Source organism: Inquilinus sp. NPDC058860 (assembly GCF_042743185.1).
GTDB lineage: Bacteria > Pseudomonadota > Alphaproteobacteria > DSM-16000 > Inquilinaceae > Inquilinus.
The window spans coordinates 1-19,605 of the sequence record NZ_JBHYMS010000052.1; the positions used below are offsets into that span (position 1 = coordinate 1).

At 70.5% G+C, this 19,605-nt stretch carries 24 protein-coding genes; 13 read left to right on the forward strand and 11 right to left on the reverse strand.

The window, feature by feature from the left end:
- Positions 1 to 45 precede the first annotated feature (45 nt).
- Together ACFW16_RS27700 and ACFW16_RS27705 are read left to right on the forward strand one after the other, a co-directional pair.
- Complete coding sequence (locus ACFW16_RS27700; RefSeq protein ID WP_380311215.1) at positions 46 to 1,566, forward strand: glycine cleavage T C-terminal barrel domain-containing protein; 1,521 nt, start codon at positions 46 to 48, stop codon at positions 1,564 to 1,566.
- Entirely contained in the window at positions 1,559 to 2,170 is a 612-nt protein-coding gene (locus tag ACFW16_RS27705; RefSeq protein ID WP_380311217.1) for a sarcosine oxidase subunit gamma family protein, read from the forward strand. The genes ACFW16_RS27700 and ACFW16_RS27705 overlap by 8 nt, the downstream gene beginning before the upstream one ends.
- Before the next feature lie 110 nt (positions 2,171 to 2,280).
- Here ACFW16_RS27705 and ACFW16_RS27710 read toward each other — a convergent pair whose 3' ends face one another.
- Complete coding sequence (locus tag ACFW16_RS27710; RefSeq protein ID WP_380311219.1) at positions 2,281 to 2,616, reverse strand: STAS domain-containing protein; 336 nt, start codon at positions 2,614 to 2,616, stop codon at positions 2,281 to 2,283.
- An 18-nt stretch (positions 2,617 to 2,634) separates the two neighbouring features.
- A complete protein-coding gene (locus tag ACFW16_RS27715) occupies positions 2,635 to 3,129 on the reverse strand; it encodes an ATP-binding protein (RefSeq protein WP_380311221.1) in 495 nt (164 codons plus the stop codon).
- A 287-nt stretch (positions 3,130 to 3,416) separates the two neighbouring features.
- Between ACFW16_RS27715 and ACFW16_RS27720 the strand changes: the two genes are divergently transcribed.
- The 3 genes from ACFW16_RS27720 to ACFW16_RS27730 all read left to right on the forward strand — a co-directional run bounded on the left by ACFW16_RS27720 (position 3,417) and on the right by ACFW16_RS27730 (position 5,628).
- Positions 3,417 to 3,908, forward strand: coding sequence for a hypothetical protein (locus tag ACFW16_RS27720; protein WP_380311223.1), 492 nt, complete (start codon positions 3,417 to 3,419; stop codon positions 3,906 to 3,908).
- A 73-nt stretch (positions 3,909 to 3,981) separates the two neighbouring features.
- Positions 3,982 to 4,371, forward strand: coding sequence for a YybH family protein (locus ACFW16_RS27725; protein WP_380311224.1), 390 nt, complete (start codon positions 3,982 to 3,984; stop codon positions 4,369 to 4,371).
- Positions 4,372 to 4,551: 180 nt separating this feature from the next.
- A complete protein-coding gene (locus ACFW16_RS27730; protein WP_380311226.1) occupies positions 4,552 to 5,628 on the forward strand; it encodes an alpha/beta fold hydrolase in 1,077 nt (358 codons plus the stop codon).
- Here the strand turns inward: ACFW16_RS27730 and ACFW16_RS27735 are convergent.
- The gene (locus ACFW16_RS27735; RefSeq protein ID WP_380311228.1) at positions 5,622 to 6,260 is read right to left on the reverse strand and encodes a glutathione S-transferase family protein; all 639 of its coding nucleotides are present in this window, start codon (positions 6,258 to 6,260) and stop codon (positions 5,622 to 5,624) included. The genes ACFW16_RS27730 and ACFW16_RS27735 overlap by 7 nt on opposite strands.
- The gene (locus ACFW16_RS27740) at positions 6,254 to 6,874 is read right to left on the reverse strand and encodes a TetR/AcrR family transcriptional regulator (RefSeq protein ID WP_380311230.1); all 621 of its coding nucleotides are present in this window, start codon (positions 6,872 to 6,874) and stop codon (positions 6,254 to 6,256) included. Before ACFW16_RS27740 ends, ACFW16_RS27735 begins: the two co-directional genes overlap by 7 nt.
- Positions 6,875 to 7,000: 126 nt before the next feature.
- Here ACFW16_RS27740 and ACFW16_RS27745 point away from each other — a divergent pair, with 126 nt between their 5' ends.
- The 3 genes from ACFW16_RS27745 (at position 7,001) to ACFW16_RS27755 (ending at position 10,226) form a co-directional block, all read left to right on the forward strand.
- Positions 7,001 to 8,608, forward strand: a complete 1,608-nt coding sequence (locus tag ACFW16_RS27745; protein ID WP_380311232.1) for an FAD-dependent oxidoreductase — start codon at positions 7,001 to 7,003, stop codon at positions 8,606 to 8,608.
- Between the two features lie 15 nt (positions 8,609 to 8,623).
- A complete protein-coding gene (locus tag ACFW16_RS27750) occupies positions 8,624 to 9,778 on the forward strand; it encodes an NAD(P)/FAD-dependent oxidoreductase (protein ID WP_380311234.1) in 1,155 nt (384 codons plus the stop codon).
- Positions 9,779 to 9,845: 67 nt separating this feature from the next.
- Positions 9,846 to 10,226: a DUF427 domain-containing protein gene (locus ACFW16_RS27755; RefSeq protein WP_380311236.1), complete on the forward strand. Its 381-nt coding sequence runs from the start codon at positions 9,846 to 9,848 to the stop codon at positions 10,224 to 10,226.
- Between the two features lie 155 nt (positions 10,227 to 10,381).
- Here the strand turns inward: ACFW16_RS27755 and ACFW16_RS27760 are convergent, their stop codons facing one another.
- The gene (locus ACFW16_RS27760) at positions 10,382 to 10,792 is read right to left on the reverse strand and encodes a VOC family protein (protein WP_380311238.1); all 411 of its coding nucleotides are present in this window, start codon (positions 10,790 to 10,792) and stop codon (positions 10,382 to 10,384) included.
- A 243-nt stretch (positions 10,793 to 11,035) separates the two neighbouring features.
- Here ACFW16_RS27760 and ACFW16_RS27765 point away from each other — a divergent pair, with 243 nt between their 5' ends.
- A complete protein-coding gene (locus tag ACFW16_RS27765; protein ID WP_380311240.1) occupies positions 11,036 to 11,320 on the forward strand; it encodes a hypothetical protein in 285 nt (94 codons plus the stop codon).
- A gap of 10 nt (positions 11,321 to 11,330) precedes the next feature.
- Here ACFW16_RS27765 and ACFW16_RS27770 read toward each other — a convergent pair whose 3' ends face one another.
- From ACFW16_RS27770 to ACFW16_RS27780, 3 genes are read right to left on the reverse strand one after another with little or no spacing between them, the layout of a single operon-like run.
- The gene (locus ACFW16_RS27770; protein ID WP_380311242.1) at positions 11,331 to 12,116 is read right to left on the reverse strand and encodes an ABC transporter ATP-binding protein; all 786 of its coding nucleotides are present in this window, start codon (positions 12,114 to 12,116) and stop codon (positions 11,331 to 11,333) included.
- Positions 12,113 to 12,916 (reverse strand): ABC transporter permease, encoded by an 804-nt coding sequence (locus tag ACFW16_RS27775; protein WP_380311244.1) that lies wholly within the window; start codon positions 12,914 to 12,916, stop codon positions 12,113 to 12,115. The genes ACFW16_RS27770 and ACFW16_RS27775 overlap by 4 nt, the downstream gene beginning before the upstream one ends.
- A gap of 4 nt (positions 12,917 to 12,920) precedes the next feature.
- Positions 12,921 to 13,880, reverse strand: a complete 960-nt coding sequence (locus ACFW16_RS27780; RefSeq protein ID WP_380311246.1) for an ABC transporter substrate-binding protein — start codon at positions 13,878 to 13,880, stop codon at positions 12,921 to 12,923.
- Between the two features lie 191 nt (positions 13,881 to 14,071).
- Here ACFW16_RS27780 and hisD point away from each other — a divergent pair, with 191 nt between their 5' ends.
- Positions 14,072 to 15,400, forward strand: a complete 1,329-nt coding sequence (gene hisD / locus ACFW16_RS27785; protein WP_380311247.1) for a histidinol dehydrogenase — start codon at positions 14,072 to 14,074, stop codon at positions 15,398 to 15,400.
- 2 nt (positions 15,401 to 15,402) lie between these two features.
- On the forward strand, positions 15,403 to 15,747 hold the full coding sequence (locus ACFW16_RS27790; protein WP_380311249.1) for a hypothetical protein: 345 nt from the start codon (positions 15,403 to 15,405) through the stop codon (positions 15,745 to 15,747).
- Here the strand turns inward: ACFW16_RS27790 and ACFW16_RS27795 are convergent.
- From ACFW16_RS27795 to ACFW16_RS27805, 3 genes are read right to left on the reverse strand one after another with little or no spacing between them, the layout of a single operon-like run.
- The gene (locus tag ACFW16_RS27795; protein ID WP_380311251.1) at positions 15,740 to 16,306 is read right to left on the reverse strand and encodes a DUF6368 family protein; all 567 of its coding nucleotides are present in this window, start codon (positions 16,304 to 16,306) and stop codon (positions 15,740 to 15,742) included. The genes ACFW16_RS27790 and ACFW16_RS27795 overlap by 8 nt on opposite strands.
- Before the next feature lie 48 nt (positions 16,307 to 16,354).
- Entirely contained in the window at positions 16,355 to 16,720 is a 366-nt protein-coding gene (vapB, locus tag ACFW16_RS27800) for a type II toxin-antitoxin system VapB family antitoxin (protein ID WP_380311253.1), read from the reverse strand.
- A 27-nt stretch (positions 16,721 to 16,747) separates the two neighbouring features.
- Entirely contained in the window at positions 16,748 to 17,518 is a 771-nt protein-coding gene (locus ACFW16_RS27805; RefSeq protein ID WP_380311255.1) for an SDR family NAD(P)-dependent oxidoreductase, read from the reverse strand.
- A gap of 210 nt (positions 17,519 to 17,728) precedes the next feature.
- Between ACFW16_RS27805 and ACFW16_RS27810 the strand changes: the two genes are divergently transcribed.
- Positions 17,729 to 18,004, forward strand: a complete 276-nt coding sequence (locus ACFW16_RS27810) for a hypothetical protein (RefSeq protein WP_380311257.1) — start codon at positions 17,729 to 17,731, stop codon at positions 18,002 to 18,004.
- A gap of 103 nt (positions 18,005 to 18,107) precedes the next feature.
- Positions 18,108 to 19,511 (forward strand): MFS transporter, encoded by a 1,404-nt coding sequence (locus ACFW16_RS27815; RefSeq protein WP_380311259.1) that lies wholly within the window; start codon positions 18,108 to 18,110, stop codon positions 19,509 to 19,511.
- The last annotated feature ends 94 nt before the right edge of the window (positions 19,512 to 19,605 follow it).

Here is a 19,605-nt window from a genome sequence, read left to right on the forward strand (position 1 = left end):
ATCCCCTCCCCCTACCCCCCTCCCGCAAGGGGAGGGGGGACTCCTGTGGAGAACCCGCAACGCCCCGCCCCTGCCCCGGGCACTGCGCCCCAGGTCGCCGACCCGCGGGTCGGCGGCAAGGCCTTCGTCGATTTCCAGAACGACGTCACCGCCGCCGACATCCGGCTGGCCGCGCGCGAGGGCTACACCTCGCCCGAGCACATGAAGCGCTACACCACCCAGGGCATGGCGACGGACCAGGGCAAGACGTCGAACGGCCCGGCGATGGACATCCTGGCCGATGCCCGCGGGCTGCGGCGGGGCGATGTGGCGGCGCCGACCTTCCGCCCGCCCTACACCCCGGTCGCGTTCGGCGCCATCGCCGGCCGGTCGGTCGGCTGGCACGCCTATCCGACCCGGCGGCCGCCCTTCCACGAGATCCAACGGGCCGACGGCGCGGTCTTCATCCGCTCCGGCGGCTGGCTGCGGCCGCATTACTACCCCCGGCCGGGCGAGAGCCTGGGCGATGCGTCTCTGCGCGAGGCCCGATACGTCCGCTCGCATGTCGGGGTGTTCGACGTCTCGACCCTGGGCAAGGTCGACGTCAGCGGCCCCGACGCCGCAGCCTTTCTGGAGCGGCTCTACGTCAACCGGATCGAGACCCTGCCGGTCGGCCGCTCGCGCTACGGCATCATGCTGCGCGACGACGGCATCGTGCTGGACGACGGCACCGTCACCCGGCTGGCCGAGGACCGCTTCTACGTCACCACCACCAGCGCCAAGGCGCATGACGTGGTGCGGATGATGGAGCGGCTGACCGAGGTCGATTGGCCGGAGCTGCGGGTGGCGGTGACCGAGCTGACCGAGGCCCGCGCCGCCCTGGCGCTGACCGGGTCGGACGCCCGCGCGGTGCTGGCCCGGCTGGTCGGCGATGCCGCCGACGTCTCGAACGAGGCCCTGCCCTTCATGGCGGTCCGTGACGTCGTGGTGAACAGGCTGCCGGTCCGCATCCTGCGCGTCAGCTTCACCGGCGAGCTGGGCTACGAGCTGCATGTCGAGGCGCAGCACGCCCATGCCCTGTGGCACCGGCTGATCGCGGCCGGAGAGCCGGTCGGGCTGCAGCGCTTCGGGCTGGAGGCGCTGGAGCTGCTGCGGATCGAGAAAGGCTTCCTGACCGGCGCCGAGATCAACGGCCAGGTCACCCTGGCCGACCTGGCGCATGAGCGCTTCGCCAAGCGCGAGGGCAACTACATCGGCAAGCCGCTGGCGCAGCGGGAAGGCTTGGCTGACCCGGACCGGCCGCGGCTGGTCGGGCTGGTGTCGGAGGATGGCGAGCCGCTGGTCGCCGGGGCCCATCTGGTCGAGGGCGGCATGTATCGCCCGAACGAGCCGACCCAGGGGCATGTCACCTCCAGCTGCATCGGCCCGGTCAGCGGGCTGCCGATCGGCCTGGGCTTCCTGGCCCGCAGCCGGGAGCGGATGGGCGGCACCATCTTCGCCACCGATCCGCTGCGCGGCAGCCACGTCAAGGTGCGGGTGGTCGAGCCCTGCATGTATGACCCGAAGGGGGAGCGCGTCCGTGGCTGAGACCCTGCTGAATCCCATCGAGGCGCTGTCGACCCTGGACGCCGACGGCCTGAGCTTCCGCCCCTGGCGCCCCGCCGCGATCCTGCAGCTCGCCGCCTGGAGCGAGGACTCCGCCGCCGCTTTGGCGGCCTGGGAGCGCGGCGTGTTCGGCGCCGCCGTCGCCGGGGCGGGCGCGACGCTGACGGCGGGCGGGCTGCGGCTGTGGCCGGTCGCGCCCTGGCGCCGGCTGCTGATCGCCGAGACCGATGCCCTGCCCGACCTGCCGGCGGAGGTCGCCGCCATGTCCTGCACCGGCGGCTTCACCGGGCTGCGGCTGGACGGGCCGCGCTCGCGCGACCTCTTGGCCAAGCTGGCGGCGGTCGACCTGCATCCGGACATGCTGGCCGAGGGCGACTTCGCCACCGCCCGGGTGGAGCATGTGCGGGTGCATCTGCAGCGCGCCGGCGCCGACGCCTTCGACCTGCTGCTGCCGGTCTCCACTGCCGAGTTCACCCTCGGTGCCCTGGCCGACGCCGCGCTGGAGTTCGGCGCCCGGATCGACCCGGCGCTTCTGCACCGCCCGACCCCGCCGCAGGAGTCACCGCGGGCGTTCAGTTTGAAGTAGGCGTGCCTTCCCGCCGCCGTAGGTTGGGTTCGCTGCAGGCGAACCCAAAGGCATGGCCCCGGCGGCGGAATGTTGGGTTCGCGATCGCGAACCCAACCTACGCGACGGCCTCAGGCGAACGATTTGATCGCTTCGTCCTCGGTATCGTAGGTGTAGAACACGTGGAGGAGCCTGCTGATCACCAGGATGTCATAGGCCTTGGAGGAAATCGCGGCCAGCTTGAGCCTTCCGCCAAGCTTCTCCGTATTTTCGAGGGCGCCGACCAGCGCGCCCAGCCCCGGCGAATCGAGGCGGGTGACCCCGCTGAGGTTCAGCACGATCTTCCTCGCACCGGATTCCAGAATTAGTTCCATCTTGCTGCGCATTTGAAAGGTGATGTCGACGTTGGAATCGCCTTTGAGCTCCAGGATGGTGACCCCGTCCTTTTCCCGTTTGGTGATGTCCATCTGATCTCTCCTCTGGTTTCAGGGTTCCCGTTCCGGGTGGGTCATGTCCCCGCCCGGGCGCCATCGCAGGATGGCGACGGTGCCTCCATTCGGGCCGGGCGCGTGGCCGGCCTCGTCCGCCATCGCCCGCATCAGCAGCAGGCCGCGCCCGCCCGGAAGCAGCCGGTTCTCCGGCCGCAGCGGGTCGGCGACGGCCGCGGGATCGAAGCCCGCGCCCAGGTCGGCGACGTGGACCACGAGGTCGGCGCCGTCGCGCAGCACGCGCAGCCCGACCGGCAGGCCGGGGTCGCGGCCGTTGCCGTGGACCATGGCGTTGATCACCGCCTCATGCGTCGCCAGGGCGATCCGGTACCGCGCCGCCTCGCCGAGACCGAGCGGCCCGAGCACCGCGTCCAGCCGGTCGCGGACGTCCTCCAGCGCTTCCGGCCGGTTGGGGATGGCGAAGTCGAGCAGCAGATCCTGAGGGCTTTGCTCGGCCCGCGCCGGCAGCAATGGTAGCGAATTCGGCCGCATCGACGCCTTCACCAACATCTTATCAGAAATGCCTAATACTAATAGCACGACAATTAGGAGCGAGGGATTCAATTTTCAGATTAATGATTCACAGCACAATAAATTTTACAAATCTTCTTTCAATTCCATTTATTTCTTAAGATAGAACAAATATTTCCAACAGCGATACTTCCCGAAGTTGTTGCAGCGGCTTGGCAAGGGCAGGTCCGGAACCGCAATTTTCTCCAAGCCGCGACCGCCCGGCACGGCCTAATCCAGGACTCCCCGATACCGCCGGAGTCCTCGCCATGCCCACCTACCCCTCCCTGCAGACCGCCCTGTTCGCCGACGGCCCGGCGCCGGACCGGGCCGGGAAGATGGCCCTCTACGGCTGGCTGATCGGCGACTGGGAGATGGACACCCGCCTGTTCGCCGAGGACGGCACCGCCACGCCCGGCCACGGCGAGATCCATTTCGGCTGGGCGCTGCAGGGCCGCGCCATCCAGGATGTCTGGATCCTGCCCGGCGCCTTCTTCGGCACCACGCTCAGAATCTACGATCCCGGCTTCGACGCCTGGCACATCCTGTGGCACGACCCGCTGAAGCAGTACTACACGCGGCAGATCGGCCGAGCCGAGGGGCGCGACATCGTCCAGCTTGGCCAGGACGAGAGCGGCGCCACCATCCGCTGGAGCTTCCGCGAGATCACCCCGGACAGCTTCGTCTGGCGGGCCGATCGCTCGGCCGACGGCGAGCGCGACTGGCGCCTGCTGGCCGAGTTCCGGGCCCGGCGGGTCTGAGAGGTCTCCGAGGGCTGGCCGCAGGGCCGGTTCCGGCTAGATTGCTTCCGTCCCCGCAACCGAGAGGCCTGCGATGACGGATGACGAGCGCGCGATCCGCGACCTGGTCGAGACCTGGATGGAGGCCAGCAAGGCCGGCGACACGGCGACCGTCCTCAGCCTGATGTCGGACGACGTCGTCTTCATGGTCCCCGGCCACGAGCCCTTCGGCAAGGAGACCTTCGCCGCCGCCGCCGCCGGGCAGTCGGAGTTCCGCATCGACGGCCGCGGCGAGATCCGCGAGCTGCAGGTGCTGGGCGACTGGGCCTGGCTGCGCAGCCATCTCGACGTCACCATGATCCCGCCGGTCGGCCAGCCGGTGCGGCGCACGGGCTGGACCTTGACGATCCTGCACAAGCAGCCGGACGGACGCTGGCTGCTGACCCGCGACGCCAACCTGCTGACCGTGCAGCCGGCTTCGTAGGTTGGGTTCGCATGGCGAACCCAACATTTCGCCACCGATCCCGGCCGATGTTGGGTTCGCGTCCCGCGAACCCAACCTACGCCTGATATCCACAGGGTATCAAAGCGAGCAGAAGCGATATTTGATTGATCAGCCGCGGAGCCCGAAATACGTCCGGAGCCCACCAGCCCGGAGGAAACCGTGTCCGTCCTGCGCGCTTCCAAAGCCGCCGTCCTGGCCGCCGCCCTCGCCGCCGGTCCCGCCGATGCGGCCTCCGAACTCGTCCGCGAGGAGCTGCGGGCCACGACCGCGGACGGGGTCGGCATCCGTGTCCGCGAGGTCCAGCCCCGCGCCGGTGCCGCCGGGGAGCCGATCATCCTGGTCCATGGCGCCCGCGTGCCGGGGATCGCGTCCTTCGACCTCGACGTGCCCGGCGGCTCGCTGGCCGCGGACCTGGCGGAGCGGCTGGGCCGCGCCGTCTTCGTCCTGGATGCGCGCGGCTATGGCGGCTCCGACCGGCCGGCGGCGATGGATCGCCCGGCAACGGAGAGCCGGCCGCTGGCCCGCGGCCATGAGGTGGTGCGCGACATCGACGCCGTGGCCCGCATCGCGGCGGAGCGCACCGGTTCGGACACGGTCGCCCTGGTCGGCTGGGCTACCGGCGGGATGTGGTCGGCCTGGTATGCCGCGCTGTGGCCCGAGCGGGTCGGCCGTCTGGTGGTGCTGAACGCGCTCTATGGCGGCGCCGACCGGCACCCGACGCTGGGCCCCGGCTCGCCCGTGGCTGATCCCGACCATCCGGACCGGCTGAGCCCCAAGGTCGGCGGCTACACGCTGAACACCGAAGCGGCGCTGTTCCCGTCCTGGGACCGCACCATCCCGGCCGAGGACAAGGCCAGCTGGCGCGACCCGGCCGTCGCCGAGGCCTATGCCCGGACGGCGCTGGCCAGCGATGCGGCCTCGGAGACGCGCGAGCCCCCGGCCTTCCGCGCCCCGGCCGGGGCCACCGAGGACAGCTTTCTGCAGGCCGGCGGCCGCCGGTTGTTCGACGCCGGCTCGATCACCGCACCGGTGCTGCTGGTCCGGTCCGAGCACGATTTCTGGAGCCGGCCGGAGGACATGGCCGCCTTCGTCCATGACGCGGTGCGGTCCCAAGGCGTGCGCAGCGTCACCCTGCCCGGCGCCACCCATTACGCGCATCTCGACCGCCCGGAGCGCGGCCGGGACGCGCTGATCGCGGAGATCGTCGCCTTCCTGGGGCCGGAGACCGATCAGTAGGCCAGCCGGCCGTACATGTCGTCGAAGGGCATCATCACATGCTCGCGATAGGCCGGGCGTTCGGCCAGGCGGGCGTACCAGGCGCGGACATGCGGCACCGCAGGCGTCTCCAGCCCCATGCCGAAATAGCGGTACAGCACGGTGCCGGCCGGGATGTCGCCGAGGCCGAAGTCGTCGCCCGCCAGGAAGGGCCGGCCGGACAGATGCTCGTCGAGCAGCCGGACATGGCCGGCGCAGGCCTCCTGCTTGCGGGCGATCAGATCCCGGTTGCGCTCGGCCTCCGGCGTCCGCCAATGGCCCCAGAACAGGTCCATGAAGTCGCGCTGCAGCGTCGCCAGCGACCAGTCCATCCAGCGGTCGGACAGCGACCGCTCGGCCGGGTCTGCGGCCCAGAACCGGCCGTGGCGGGCGGCGAGATAGCGCAGGATGCTGTGCGATTCCCACACCACCGTGCCGCCATCGTCGATCACCGGCACACGGCCATGCGGGTTCCTGGCGCGGAAGGCCGGGTCGTCCAGCCCGCCGAAATCGCCGCCGGCCGGGATGTGCTGATGCGGCAGGCCCAGCTCGCCCACCAGCCACAGCACCTTCTGCACGTTGAAGGCATTGCGCCGGCCCCAGATCGTCAGCATGGCTCCGATTCCCTGAATGGTCGTCCGGTCAATACGTCGTCATAGATCGTCAGGTAGCGCAGCCGCTCCGGCCGCGGCTCGCGGAAGGCCATGGCGTAATAGCCGATCTGGTGGAAATAGCTGACCCGGGTGCGGATCAGCGCCTCGTCGCCGGCATAGCCCATCTGGTCGAAGGCGCGGCGCAGCAGGCCCATGCGGTGGTCGTCGGCGGCCTGCACCGCCCGCGCCACCTCCTTCGAGGCGCGGCCCCAGTCGCGCACCGCCATGTCCAGCGCCGGGCTGAACGGGTCCTCGTCGACCCAGACGTTGCGGAACGCCCGGAACAAGGCCGTCCCCACGAGGTCGGTACGACCCTCAAGGGCTTCGAAAGGCGCGCAGTTGCGGCGGCGCCATTCCACCAGGAGGGCCGCCAGCAGGTCCTTCAGGCCCTTGAAGTGGAAGTAGAAGCTGCCGCGCGTCACCTTCAGCGACCGGGCCAGCCGGTCGACCTTGACGCTGGCGACGCCGCCCTTCTCCAGCACCTTCAGCGCGGCGCGGATCCAGTCCTCGCGGCGCAGCGTCCGGCGCCCGTTTCCCGTGTCCGCCGTCGCTTTGCTGTTCTTCGCTGTCGCCAATGCGTCCGTCCTCGATCGGTGCCGGCGGTAGCCTTGCGTCACCAGCCAGATGCCGACCCCACCCTGTATGCCCGAACCGGGCAAGGCAAGAGGGGAGCCGGACGCCGCGTCGGAGACCAGCCCACCATGTCCCATCCCCCCATCGACCCGAAATCGGTCGCCGGGAAGACCCCGGAGGTCGAACGCCATGTCCAGCTTCTCGTCATCGGCGCCGGCCCGGCCGGCATCGCCGCGGCGGCCGAGGCGGCGGAGCGCGGGCTGGAGGTGCTGCTGGTCGACGAGAACCCGGTCGACGGCGCGCTGATCGGCATGGACGTGCCGCTGCATTTCGGCGGCCGCGCCACCGCCGCGGTGAACACGCCCGGCCGCCTGCTGGAAACGTTCCTCGAAGCCCAGCCGGAGCTGGTCGAACTGTTCGACAAGGGCGTCGAGGTGCTGCTGCAGACCACGGTCTGGGGCCTGTTCGCCAACGCCCCCGGCGTGCAGTGGATGCCGGGGCCCATCGCCGGCCTGGCCGACACCGACCGGTCTTGGCTGGTCGGCTTCGACCGGGTGGTGGTGGCCGCCGGGCGGCGCGACCTGGGCATGTCCTTCCCGGGCTGGGACCTGCCCGGGGTGATGGGCGTGACCGCGGCGCACCGGCTGATCGCCGGCTATGACGCCTTCGCCGGCCGGCGCATCCTGATCCTGGGCACCGGCGCCGAGGCGCTGGACCTGGCCCTGACCGCGCTGGGCCGCGGGCTGGAAGTGGCCGGGCTGGTCGAGGTGGCGGACCAGCCGGTCGGCCCCGCGGCGCTGGTCGAGGCGGTGCAGGCGCATGGCGTGCCGGTGCTGACCGGCCATGTGATCAAGGCGGCCTCCGGCAATGTCGAGGGCGTCACCATTGCGACGCTGGTGCGGGTCGATGGCGGGCTGTCACCGGTGCCGGGGACCGAGCGCGACATCGCCTGCGACACGGTCGCGCTGGGCATCGGCACGGTGCCGAACATCGAGCTGCTGGCGGCGCTGGACGCCAGGCTGGTGCACGATCCGAACCGCGGCGGCCATGTGCCGGTGATCGAGGCGGACGGCCGCACCGCCCTGCCCTTCGCCTATGCCGTCGGCGACTGCGCCGGCATCCATGCCGCCAAGTCGGTCGACGCCGCGGTGGCGCGGCAGGAGGGCCGGGTGGCGGCGGTCGCCGCGGCCGCGTCGCTGGGCCGGGCGGCCGAGGGCGACGTCGTGGCCGCCCGCGCCGGGCTGGCGCAGCCGGTCACGGGCCAGGGCGACCACCGCATGACCTGGCTGAAGGCGCTGCTGAACACCGGCGGGCTCGACGTCCTGGTCTGCCAGTGCGAGGAGGTCAGCCGCGGCGAGCTCTTGGACATCAGCCCGCCGCGCTATCTCGAGCGCCGGTCGAACAAGATGGGCACGCGGTCGCTGACCACGCTGCTGGAGGACGGCCCGGTCAACCAGGACCAGGTCAAGCGCCTGACCCGCGCCGGCATGGGGCTGTGCCAGGGCCGCCGCTGCCGCGAGCAGGTGGCGATGCTGCTGGCCCTGTCCTCCCGCATCGATGTCGGCCAGGTGCCGCTGGCCAGCTACCGCCCGCCGGTGCGGCCGCTGCCGCTGAAGGTGCTGTGGCCGCAGGACGAGGCCGAGGTGGTGCGGCAGGAATGGGATTCCTGGTTCGGCATCGAGAGCCAGTGGGTGCCGTGGTGGGACATCCCCGCCGGCACGACGAAGCAGGGCTGAGGCGGAGGGCGGATTATGGCAGAGACGAAGAACGGCGCCTCGGTCGTCATCATCGGCGGCGGCGTCACGGGCTTGAGCACCGCATGGTGGCTGGCGCGCGGCGGGGTCGACGTGCTGGTGCTGGAGAAGGGCATCGTCGGCTGGGAGGCCTCGGGCCGCAACGGCGGCGGCTGCACCCATCCGCAGAGCCCGCTGTTCCCGGAGGAGCAGCGGCTGTGGCCGCAGATGGACGAGCTGTTGGGCTATCCGACCGAGCACCAGCCGCGCCGGCTGAAGGTGGTCCTGCATGAGTCGGACGTCGAGTTCATGCTGGGCTGGGTGCGGATGGGCGAGCGGCAGGGCTTCCATTACGACACGCTGGACGGCCCGCAGATCCGCGAGCTGGCGCCGCTGGTGGGCGACACCGTCGAGCGCGGCTATCTGCTGAACTATGGCGGCCACGCCAACCCGCAGCGCACCAGCCAAGCCTATGCCTGGGCGCTGCAGGACCAGGGCGGCCGCATCCTGCAGCACTGCACGGTGACCGGCTTCGACACCGGGGGCGGCAAGGTGACGGCGGTCCGCACCGACCGCGGCGATTTCGGCTGCGACCATGTGGTGATCGCCGCAGGCCCCCAGACCGGCCTCTTGGCCGAGATGCTGGGCGTCGACCTGCCCGTGGCGTCCGGCCGGGCCGAGATGATCGTCACCGAGCCGCTGCCGCCGATGCCGATGAGCGGGGTCGACGGCAACGGCCTGTACGGGCGGCAGACGCTGCGCGGCAACCTGGTCTATGGCGGCGGCCCTCATGAATGGCTGCCCCCGGTCGGGCTGGCGACGCCGCCGAAGCCGTCCAGCCCGCTCCTGCGCAACATCGGCCGGCGGCTGATGGAGCTGTTCCCGAAGGCCGCCCATGTGCGGATGATCCGCAGCTGGTCGGGCGTGATCGAGAACACGCCGGACGGGCGCGCCGTGATCGACCGGATGCCGGGCTTCGACAACGCCATCGTCGCCACCATGTCGAGCGTCGGCTTCGGCCTGTCGCCGGCCAGCGGCCACGCCATCCGCGACCTGATCGTCGACGGCGCCTGCAGCTTCGCCGACCTGTCGACGATGCGCCTGGACCGCTTCGCCGGCCTGCCGAAGGACTGGCGCGAGGCCCAGGGCTGGCTGCCGCCGGTCGCGGCGTGACCGCCCCTTTCCCTGCCGCGGCCCGGACCCCACATCGAAGATCCAGCACACAGCAGGGGCGAACGCCATGAGCGAGAAGCCGAGGAAGATCCCCGGGCCCGACCATCCGATCACGGTCGCGCCGAATCCGGCCCGGGTGGTGGTCAAGGTCGCCGGAAAGGTGGTCGCAGACAGCCGCGACGCGCTGACGCTGCGCGAGGCTAGCTACCCGCCGGTGCAGTACATCCCGCGCAAGGATGTGGACATGGCGGCGCTGCAGCGCACCAACCACGCCACTTACTGCCCCTACAAGGGCGACGCCGCCTATTACAGCATCCCGGCCGGCGGCGGGCGGGCGGCGAACGCGGTCTGGACCTACGAGGCGCCCTACGACGCCGTCGCCGGAATCAAGGACCATGTCGCCTTCTATCCGGACCGCGTCGATTCGATCACCGAGCAGCCGGGCTGATTGAACGCCGGCTTTGAGGCCGTTTGAGAATGCGCTGGCATGAGTCGGCTGGCGGTGGTTTCGAGAACCGGAGCGCAGCGCACGTTTGGTGCGTGAGCACCGGAAGCTTCGAGCCCGCCGTCAGACGGCCATGCCAGTAGCATTATCGAACGGCCTCACGGGAACAGCCCCGGCGCATCCGATCGGTGGCAGACGCAGCACAGCTTGTTGCCGTCCGGATCGCGGACATAGGCGCCGTAATAGTTCGGATGGTAGTGCGGCCGGGTGCCGGGCGCCCCCTCGTCGGCGCCGCCCGCGGCCAGCGCCGCCTTGTGGAAGGCGTCCACCTGCCCGCGCTCGCGCACGTTGAAGCCGATGGTAACGCCGTTGCCGAAGGTCGCCTTGCCGCCGTCGATCGGGCGGCAGATCAGGAACTCCGGGCCGCTGTCGCCCTCCGGCACATAGCACAACCAGCCGGCGACGCGGTCGTCGAGCTGGCAGCGCAGGCCGATCGCCGCCAGCACCTGGTCGTAGAACTGCTTGGCCCGGTCGATGTCGTTGGTGCCCACCGTGATGTGGCTGAACATGGCCCTCCCCGCGGCGCATGGCCTTCTGTGTTCCGCGCATCGGGCTCGCCGGCCGATACTGCGGAGATGGCCCAGCATAGCGTCCGCCCCGGCCTGAAACAAAGCGGCAACATTCCAGAATTCTTCTGCGGAACCCGGCCCGGATGCCGCAGCCCGGACCGGAACCGCCATCGCCCGGTCGCTATTGATGCCATAGTCGACACCGGCCGGCCCCTGCCCCGGAACGCCGCCGAGGAGGAAGAGATGGACACGATCGGCCCCCTGACCCAGCAGATCCACAACGATCTTCTCGCGCTGATCGGCGCGCGGTCCGAGGACTATGCCGCCGAGGCCGGCGGCGATCCGCAGGCGGTCAGCGGCGCGCTGATCGGCGCCCTGGCCTTCCTGACCGGACAGATGATCGCCGCATCGGTCGAGGCCGAGGGCGTCACGCCGCTGCTCGAACGGGCCAGCGCCAACATGCGCGTCGGCGCCGAGGTCGGCGTCGCCCCGGTGCAGACCATCGACACCGGCGTCACGGTACATTGACCCGCGGTCGCTACCCGTCCGCCTCCGCCATCCGCCGCACCTCCTCGCGGATCGAGCCGAGGATGCGGTGCCGCAGGCGGATGAACGCGTCGGTCTCCGCGATCTCCGGCGCCCGCGGGCGCGGCAGCGGCACCGGCACGATCTCCTTGATCCGGCCCGGCCGGCTGGACATCACCGCCACCCGGTCGGACAGGTAGACCGCCTCGTCGACGTCGTGGGTGACGAACAGCACGGCCAGGCGGTGCGCCTCCCAGATGTCGGTCAGCAGCTCCTGCATCTGCTGCCGGGTCAGGGCGTCGAGCGCGCCGAAGGGCTCGTCCATCAGCAGAATCTTCGGCCGGTAGCACAGCGCCCGGGCGATGGCGACGCGCTGCTTCATGCCGCCGGACAGCTGGCTGGGCCAGGCATCGGCGAAACGCGCCAGCCCGACCAGCGCCAGATGCTCGCGCGCCGTCTGCTTCACCTGCATCGCCGGCAGGCCGAGGCCGCGCAGCGCGAATTCGACATTCCCCAGTGCGGTCAGCCACGGCATCAGCGTGTAGCTCTGGAACACCACGCCGCGGTCGCGCCCCGGCCCGGCGATCGGCCGGCCGTCGACCAGCACCGCGCCTTCGTCGAACGCCTGCAGCCCGGCGACGATCGACAGCAGGGTCGACTTGCCGCAGCCCGAGGCGCCGACCAGCGACACGAACTCGTTCTCGCCCAGCGTCAGGTCGATGCCCTGCAGCACCTGCAGCCGGTCCTGCTTCTGCACGAAGGTCTTCGAGACGGACCGCACTTCGAGCCGCGCCGTCATCGCCGCGCCCGCTCATAGGGGAACAGGCGCTGCGCCAGCGCCTTCATGCCCTGGTCGGTGACCAGGCCGAGCACGCCCAGCACCAGGATGTAGCCGATGATCGTGTCGGTCTGGAAGAACCGCTGCGCCGTGGTGATGCGATAGCCGAGGCCGGAGGTGGCGGCCACCAGCTCGGCCAGCACCAGCCAGGTCCAGGCCCAGCCGAGGCTGATCCGCATCGAATCCCAGATCCCGGGCAGCGCCGCCGGGACCACGATCGACATCAGGATCCGGCGCGGCTTCATCTCCAGCGTGCGGCCGACATCGATGAAGTCCCAGGGCACGCGCTTGACGTTGTCCATGATCAGCAGCACCTGCTGGAAGAAGGTGCCGATCCAGATGATCAGGAACTTCTGCAGGTCGCCGGTGCCGGTCCACAGGATGGTCAGCGGCACGAAGGCGACCACCGGCATGTAGCGGACGAAATCCACCACCGGCTCGATCAGCGCCTCCCACACATGATAGCGGCCGATCAGCACGCCGACCGGCACCGCGACCACCGTCGCCAGCAGGAAGCCGACCAGGATGCGGTAGATGCTGATCGCCGCATCGTCCCACAGCTGGCCGGACTGCGCCAACGACCACAGCCGGACCGCCACCTGCACCGGCGAGGGCAGGAACAGCGGCCGCACCAGCCCGGTCAGCGTCACCGCCGCCCACAGCAGCAGGAGGCCGAGGAAGACCAGGGCGGCGATGCCGGCGAAGCGCGCCGGCGTCAGCCTGGTGTCGAGGTGGAAGAGGCGCGGCCGGCCGGCGGTCATGCCGTCACGGGGCGACGGCGGCGACGAAGCGCGGGTCGATCAGCCCGCCGGCGTCGACCTCGCCCTGCAGCAGCCCCGCGGCCTCGGCCGCCTTCTTGACGTCGAGGATGACGTGCTGGGCGAAGGCGCCGGTCAGCTGGGTCTTGTTGTCCGCCAGGGTGTAGAAGGTGACGCCGTCGAAGGCGGTCGACAGCTCTTCCGGCGACGCGCCCACCGCCTTGGCGATGATGGCGCGGCCGCCGGCCGTGTCCTTGGCGTAGTCGTCATGGGCGGCCTGCCAGGCCCGCAGCAGCGCCGCGATCTGGCCCGGCTTCTCCTTCAGCACCTCCTCGCGCACCACGAAGACGTCGGAGACCAGCCCCGGATCCTCCGCCGCCGTGTACAGCAGCCTGACCGCCGGGTCCTGCGCCCGCGCCAGGGTCAGGTAGGGCTCGTAGGTCACCGCCACCGGCACCCGCTTGGCGATCAGCGCCGCGCCGGCGTCGGAGGCCGGCATCGGCACCGACTTGACGTCGGCCAGCGTCAGGCCGTTGGCCGCCAGGGCGTAGTTCAGCAGGATGTGGCTGGTGGTGCCCTCCTCGTAGGCGACTTCCTTGCCCTTGAGGTCGGCGATGCCCTTGACGTCCGCCCCGGCCAGGATGGCGTCGGCGGTCATGCTGACGTCGAGCACGGCGACGATCCTGATCGGCAGCCCGGCCGCCGCCATCACCAGCGCGGTGTGGGTGGCGATGTTGGCGCCGTCCAGCTGGCCGCTGGCCAGGGCGGCGTTGACGTCCTTGTCCTGGGTGAAGTTGACGATCTCGACATCCGGCAGGCCCTGGGCCTGGAACAGCTTCTTCTCGGCCGCGACATGCCACAGGCCGTAGCCGAGCCAGGGCTCGATGCCCATCTTGAAGCCGCCGGCCTCCGGCTTCGCCGGCACCGATTGCGCCGCCGCCGGGCCGGCCCAGGCCAGACCGATCATAATCGAGGTCGCCAGAACGGCACCCCGCGCGCCACCATGATGTCCCATAGCCATTCCCCTGCTGAAGGCACGGCCGTTGCAGCCGGCCGCGCTGTTTTTGCGGAGCGACAATTCATAAAGTGGCGGCTCGCAGAGTCAATCGACGCTCCGTATAAAGTCAGACGTATTTTCGCCATCGCGGGACCAAGGCCATGAGCGACGCCATCCGAATCCACGACCTGTCGACGTTGTCCGCGGCTGAGCGCCATGCCCTGCTGGCCCGGACCGAGGCCGATCTCGGCCCGTTCCTCGATGCCGTCCGGCCGATCGTGGCAGCGGTCAAGGCCGAGGGCGACGAGGCCGTGGCCCGCTTCACCCGCGACTTCGACAAGGCCACGGTTTCGGCCGATAGCCTGCGGGTGAGCCAGGACGCGCTGGACGCCGCGCCGGGCCTGCTGGAGCCCGAGGTGATGGCAGCGATCGACTTCGCCGCCGACAGCATCCGCCGCTTCCACGAGGCGCAGCTGCCGGAGGAGATGTGGTGGAAGGAGGTGCGCCCCGGCGTCTTCGCCGGCGACCGCATCCGGCCGATCCCGTCGGTCGCCTGCTATGTGCCGCGCGGCAAGGGCGCCTTCCCCTCGGTGGCGATGATGACCACGATCCCGGCGCTGGCCGCGAAGGTGCCGAACGTCGTGATCATCACCCCGCCCGGCCCGAGCGGGCAGGTCGACACCGCGACGCTGGCGGTGGCCAGACGGGTCGGGGTCACCCAGGTCTTCGCCGCCGGCGGCGCCCAGGGCGTCGCGGCGGTCGCTTACGGCACCGCGACGATCCCGAGATGCGACAAGATCGTCGGCCCCGGCAGCCCCTATGTCGTCGCCGCCAAGCGCCTGCTGGCCGACGTCATCGACACCGGCACCCCGGCCGGCCCGAGCGAATCCATCATCCTGGCCGATGACAGCGTCGACGGCGCTCTGGCGGCACTGGACCTGATCATCGAATCCGAGCACGGGCCGGACAGCTCGGCCTGGCTGGTCACCGACAGCCGCCGGGTGACGGAGCAGGCCGCGGCCGCCCTGCCGGGGCATTGGGCCGAGATGAGCGCCGGCCGCGCCGGATTCTCCCGCACCGTGCTGACCGGGCCGCGCGGCGGCATCGTGCTGGCACCGGACTGGGATTCGGCGATCGGCTTCGTCAACGACTATGCGCCGGAGCATCTGCAGATCCTGTCGCGCGACCCCTTCGCCGACGCGGCCCGGATCGACCATGCCGGCGAGATCCTGCTGGGGCCCTACACCCCGGTGACGATCGGCAATTTCGTGCTGGGCCCGAACGCGGTGCTGCCGACCGGCGGCCATGCCCGTACCGCCTCGCCGCTCTCGGTGTTCGACTTCCTGAAGCGGACCTCGATCGGCTATGTCAGCGCCGCCGGCTATCCCGCCCTGGCCGAACAGGCTCGCAGGCTGGCGACCTACGAAGGCTTCGACGGCCACGCCCGTGCGGTGTCGGAGGCGCGCGACCGGCTGCTGAAGCGCGGGTGAGCATGACCGAGACCGTCACGCTGTGGCGCCCGGTCGGGCCGGAGGAGCTGCGCCTGATCCGGGAGACCGGGATGCGCGCCTTCCCGCCCCGCCTGCCAGAGCAGCCGATCTTCTACCCGGTGCTGTCGGAGGACTATGCGATCAAGATCGCTCGCGACTGGAACGTGCCGGCCAGCGGCTCGGGCTATGTCACCCGCTTTCGGGTGCAGCGCGATTTCCTCGACCGCTACCAGGTTCAGGAAGCCGGCGGCCGCAGCCACCTCGAATACTGGATCCCGGCGGAGGATCTGCCGGCCTTCAACAACGCCATCGTCGGCGAGATCGAGGTGACGGCGGAGTTCACTTGATCAGGTGGAAATCGGGGTGGCCGAGCCAAGCCCGCAGGAAGATCACATCCCCGACATGCACGCCCCAGATCTCCCCGCCCGCCATTTCATAGGGGATCACGGCCACAGTGCCAGGCAGTCCGGCGAGGTATTCGGCGGCGGCCACCTGGATTTCGTCCCATGTTCGGGAATCATACAGCCCTTGGAACGGAAGCAGCAGTCCGCAGAAGGCGATGATTCCGTCCAGCCGCTCGGCGATCGCAAGCCCGAGCTCGGCAAGAATTCGATGGCTGCTGCTCCCACCAACCTCGGCGGACAGGAAGACGGAGTCGCGAGGGATACGGCCAAAGGCCGCCTCGACACCGGCTGGATCGGTGGATTCGTTGTCGAGGCTATTGGGGTCGATGAGGAAAGGAAGCGAAGGCCCCTCATACGAGCCGCCGAGCGGCCGGGTGGTGAAGACTTGCAGGGGATCTGCATCGGCAGAAAGGGCCACCGACGCGATGAGATCCCGGAGCACGCGGGCGCGGTCTCCCGAAACGGGTTCCCACAACAGGATCTCCAAGGTCGGTCCGGCCATAGGCTGCTCTTTTCCCCAACGCTGGCTTCCCGAGGATCGGATGGGTGTTCAATCGACATCGTCAGAAGGGCCGCGCTCCTCCGCCTTCGGCTGCACTCGCACCTCGAAGAAGTCCTCCGAGGCGCGCGGCCCTTGCAGGAAGAAGCAGTCCCAGCGCCGACCGACCGGCGTAATCAGGCGACTGTCGCCGATCTTGAGGATCTCGACCTGATCCGTGCCCTCCGGGAAGGCGACGGCCTTTGGCAAGCACACCACTTGGCCGCGCCTGCTTGTGAAGAGCCTCGTGCGGATCACGCCAAGCCCCCAGAGAAAGTCTCGACCTTCGCTTCCAACAGTACCGTCATCGCGAGCCGAAGGCGAAATGATCCAGCGGCGCCGCCCACTGGACGGCCACGCCTCGTCGGGGCTCGCCATGACGCCAATAGCGGAAGGCGGCCCCACTCAAATCGACGCCAGATATCCCCCATCGACATACAGCACCTGCCCGGTGACATAGGCGGCGGCGTCGGAGCAGAGGAAGATGGCGGGGCCGACCAGGTCCTCCATCCGGCCGAAGCGGCCGGCCGGGATGGCGGCGAGCATGCGCTGCTGCCAGGCCTCGTCGCGGTAGAACACCTCGGTCAGGGTGGTGCGGAAATAGCCGGGGCCGATGCCGTTGACCCGGATGCCGTCCTTCGCCCATTCCGTCGCCAGCGCCCTTGTCATGCCGACCAGGCCGGTCTTCGAGGCGCCGTAGGGCACGGCGCCGGGCACCCCGACCTCCGAGGTCAGCGAACACAGGTTGAGGATGGCGCCGCCGCCGCGCGGCTTCATCAGCAGCGCCGCGGCGCGGGCGCAGAAGAAGGCGCCCTTCAGGTTGGTGTCGACGATCCGGTCCCACAGCGCCTCGTCGACCGCCAGCGACGGCCGCACCTCCTCCACCCCGGCGTTGTTGACCAGGATGTCGAGCCCGCCCAGCGCCGTGGCCGCGGCGGCGAAGGCGCGGTCGATGCCACCGGTGTCGGCGACGTCGAGCACGACCGGCACGGCCTGCCGCCCCCGCTCGCGCACCGCCTCGGCCACCCGGTCCAGCGCCGCGCGATCGCGGCCGGCCACGGCGATGTCGGCGCCGGCCGTCGCCAAGCCGAGGGCCAGGGCCTCGCCGATGCCGCGGCTGGCCCCCGTCACCAGCGCCCGCCGCCCCGCGAGCGGCCCCGAAGCCGGATCGACCATCCCCTGCCCTCCTGCCGAATGCAGCGCAGGCTTGCGCGGCGCCCGCAGCAGGTCAAGATCCCGGCGGTTGCCAATCCGGCCCCGAGCGGTTAACCATGGGGCATGGTCAACACGCGCTCCCTGCGAATTAGCCACTAGGCCCCGGGCCGGCCGCGCCGGCTCCCCCGGGGTCTTCGTCCGTGTGCTGTTCGCGTTTCCCGGGAGAAGACGATGACCATGACCCGCGACGATGCGCAGGTCGTCTTTCACGTGGTCGGCCTGGCCGACACCAACCTGCTGCCCCGCCTGCTCGAGCCGTTCTGCCTGCGCGATATCGTGCCCGAGCATGTCTCGGCCGAGCGCCAGGGCGACGAGATGCGGGTGACCATCGCCGTCCGCCGCGACGCCTGCCCAGAATGGGAGGCCGTGGCCCGCAAGCTGGGCCAGCTTTTCGTGGTCAAGAGCGTACTGGCCTCGGTCGCCGACGAGCTGCAGGCCACGGGCTGAGCCCTTCCATGACGTCTGCGCATGCGTGCGCATGACGGGGCCATGCTATCCGGGAACGAGGCCGCCCCATCGCGCGGCCCTTCCCTCACGACCCGGCCGGCCCATGACTTCGTCCCCGCGCCAACCCGTGCTGATCGCGCTGCTGGTCGCCGGCGCCTTCTTCATGGAGAACCTGGACGCCACCGTGATCGTCACGGCGCTGCCGGACATGGCGGCGTCCTTCGGCGTCCGGGCGGTGGACCTGAATGTCGGCCTGTCGGCCTATCTGCTGACGCTGGCCGTGTTCATCCCGGCCAGCGGCTGGGTCGCCGACCGGTTCGGCGCCCGCTCGGTCTTCGCCGCCGCGATCGTCGTCTTCACCCTGGCCTCGGCCCTGTGCGCCGCCAGCGACAGCCTGTGGAGCTTCACCGCCGCGCGCATCCTGCAGGGCGTCGGCGGCGCCATGATGGTGCCGGTCGGCCGGCTGGTGGTGTTGCGCAACACCGCCAAGCAGGACCTGATGCGGGCGATCGCGTATATCACCTGGCCGGCCCTGGCGGCGCCGGTGCTGGGCCCGCCGGTGGGCGGGCTGATCACCAGCATCGCGTCCTGGCGCTGGATCTTCCTGCTCAACCTGCCGCTCGGCGCCATCGCCCTGGTGCTGGCGCTGCGGCTGATCCCGAACGACCGCAGCGAGGATCGCCGGCCCTTCGACGGGCTAGGCTTCATCCTGTCCGGCATCGCCTGCCTGGCGCTGATGCTGGGGCTGGACCTGATCGGGCACCAGCAGATCCCCTGGGCCACCGTCGGCCTGCTGCTGGCCGCCGCCCTGCTGCTGGGCGCCTGGGCGGTGCGCCACGCCCGGCGCCACCCGCACCCGCTGGTCGGGCTGGCGGCGCTGGCGATCCACACTTTTCGCGTCACCGTCCGCGGCGGGTCGCTGTTCCGGGCCGTGGTCAGCGCCGTGCCCTTCCTGCTGCCGCTGATGTTCCAGCTCGGCTTCGGGCTGGACCCGGTCAGCTCCGGCCTCCTGGTGCTGGCGCTGTTCGCCGGCAATCTCGGCATGAAGCCGATGACCAGCTGGGTGCTGCGCAGCTTCGGCTTCCGCACCGCGCTCCTGGCCAACGGCGCGGTGCTGGCGGCGACGCTGTTCGCCTGCGCCCTGCTGACGCCGTCGACGCCCGTCGCCCTGACCGCGGCGCTGCTGGTGGTCAGCGGCGCCGCCCGGTCGATGCAGTTCACCAGCCTGAACACCCTGGCCTTCGTCGACGTGCCGAAGCCGGAGATGAGCGCCGCCAACACCCTGTTCAGCGTGATCCAGCAGATCTCGGTCGGGCTGGGCGTAGCGCTGGGGGCGATCGCGCTGCGGGCGGCGGAGGCATCGGGGCTGGCCGGCGGCTCGACCGTCGCCGAATATCAGATCGCCTTCGCCCTGCTCGGCGTGGTGGCGCTGCTGTCGCTGCTGGACTACCTGCCGCTGCGCCGCGACGCCGGGATCGAGGTCAGCGGCCACCGCCGCCAAGCGTAAGCGATGATTTGGCAGCATTCCGGCTGACTACGTCGGACATAACCGCTAGGGTCCGTCCGGAGACGGGGCGGAGCCGACCCCGAGGACCGATACG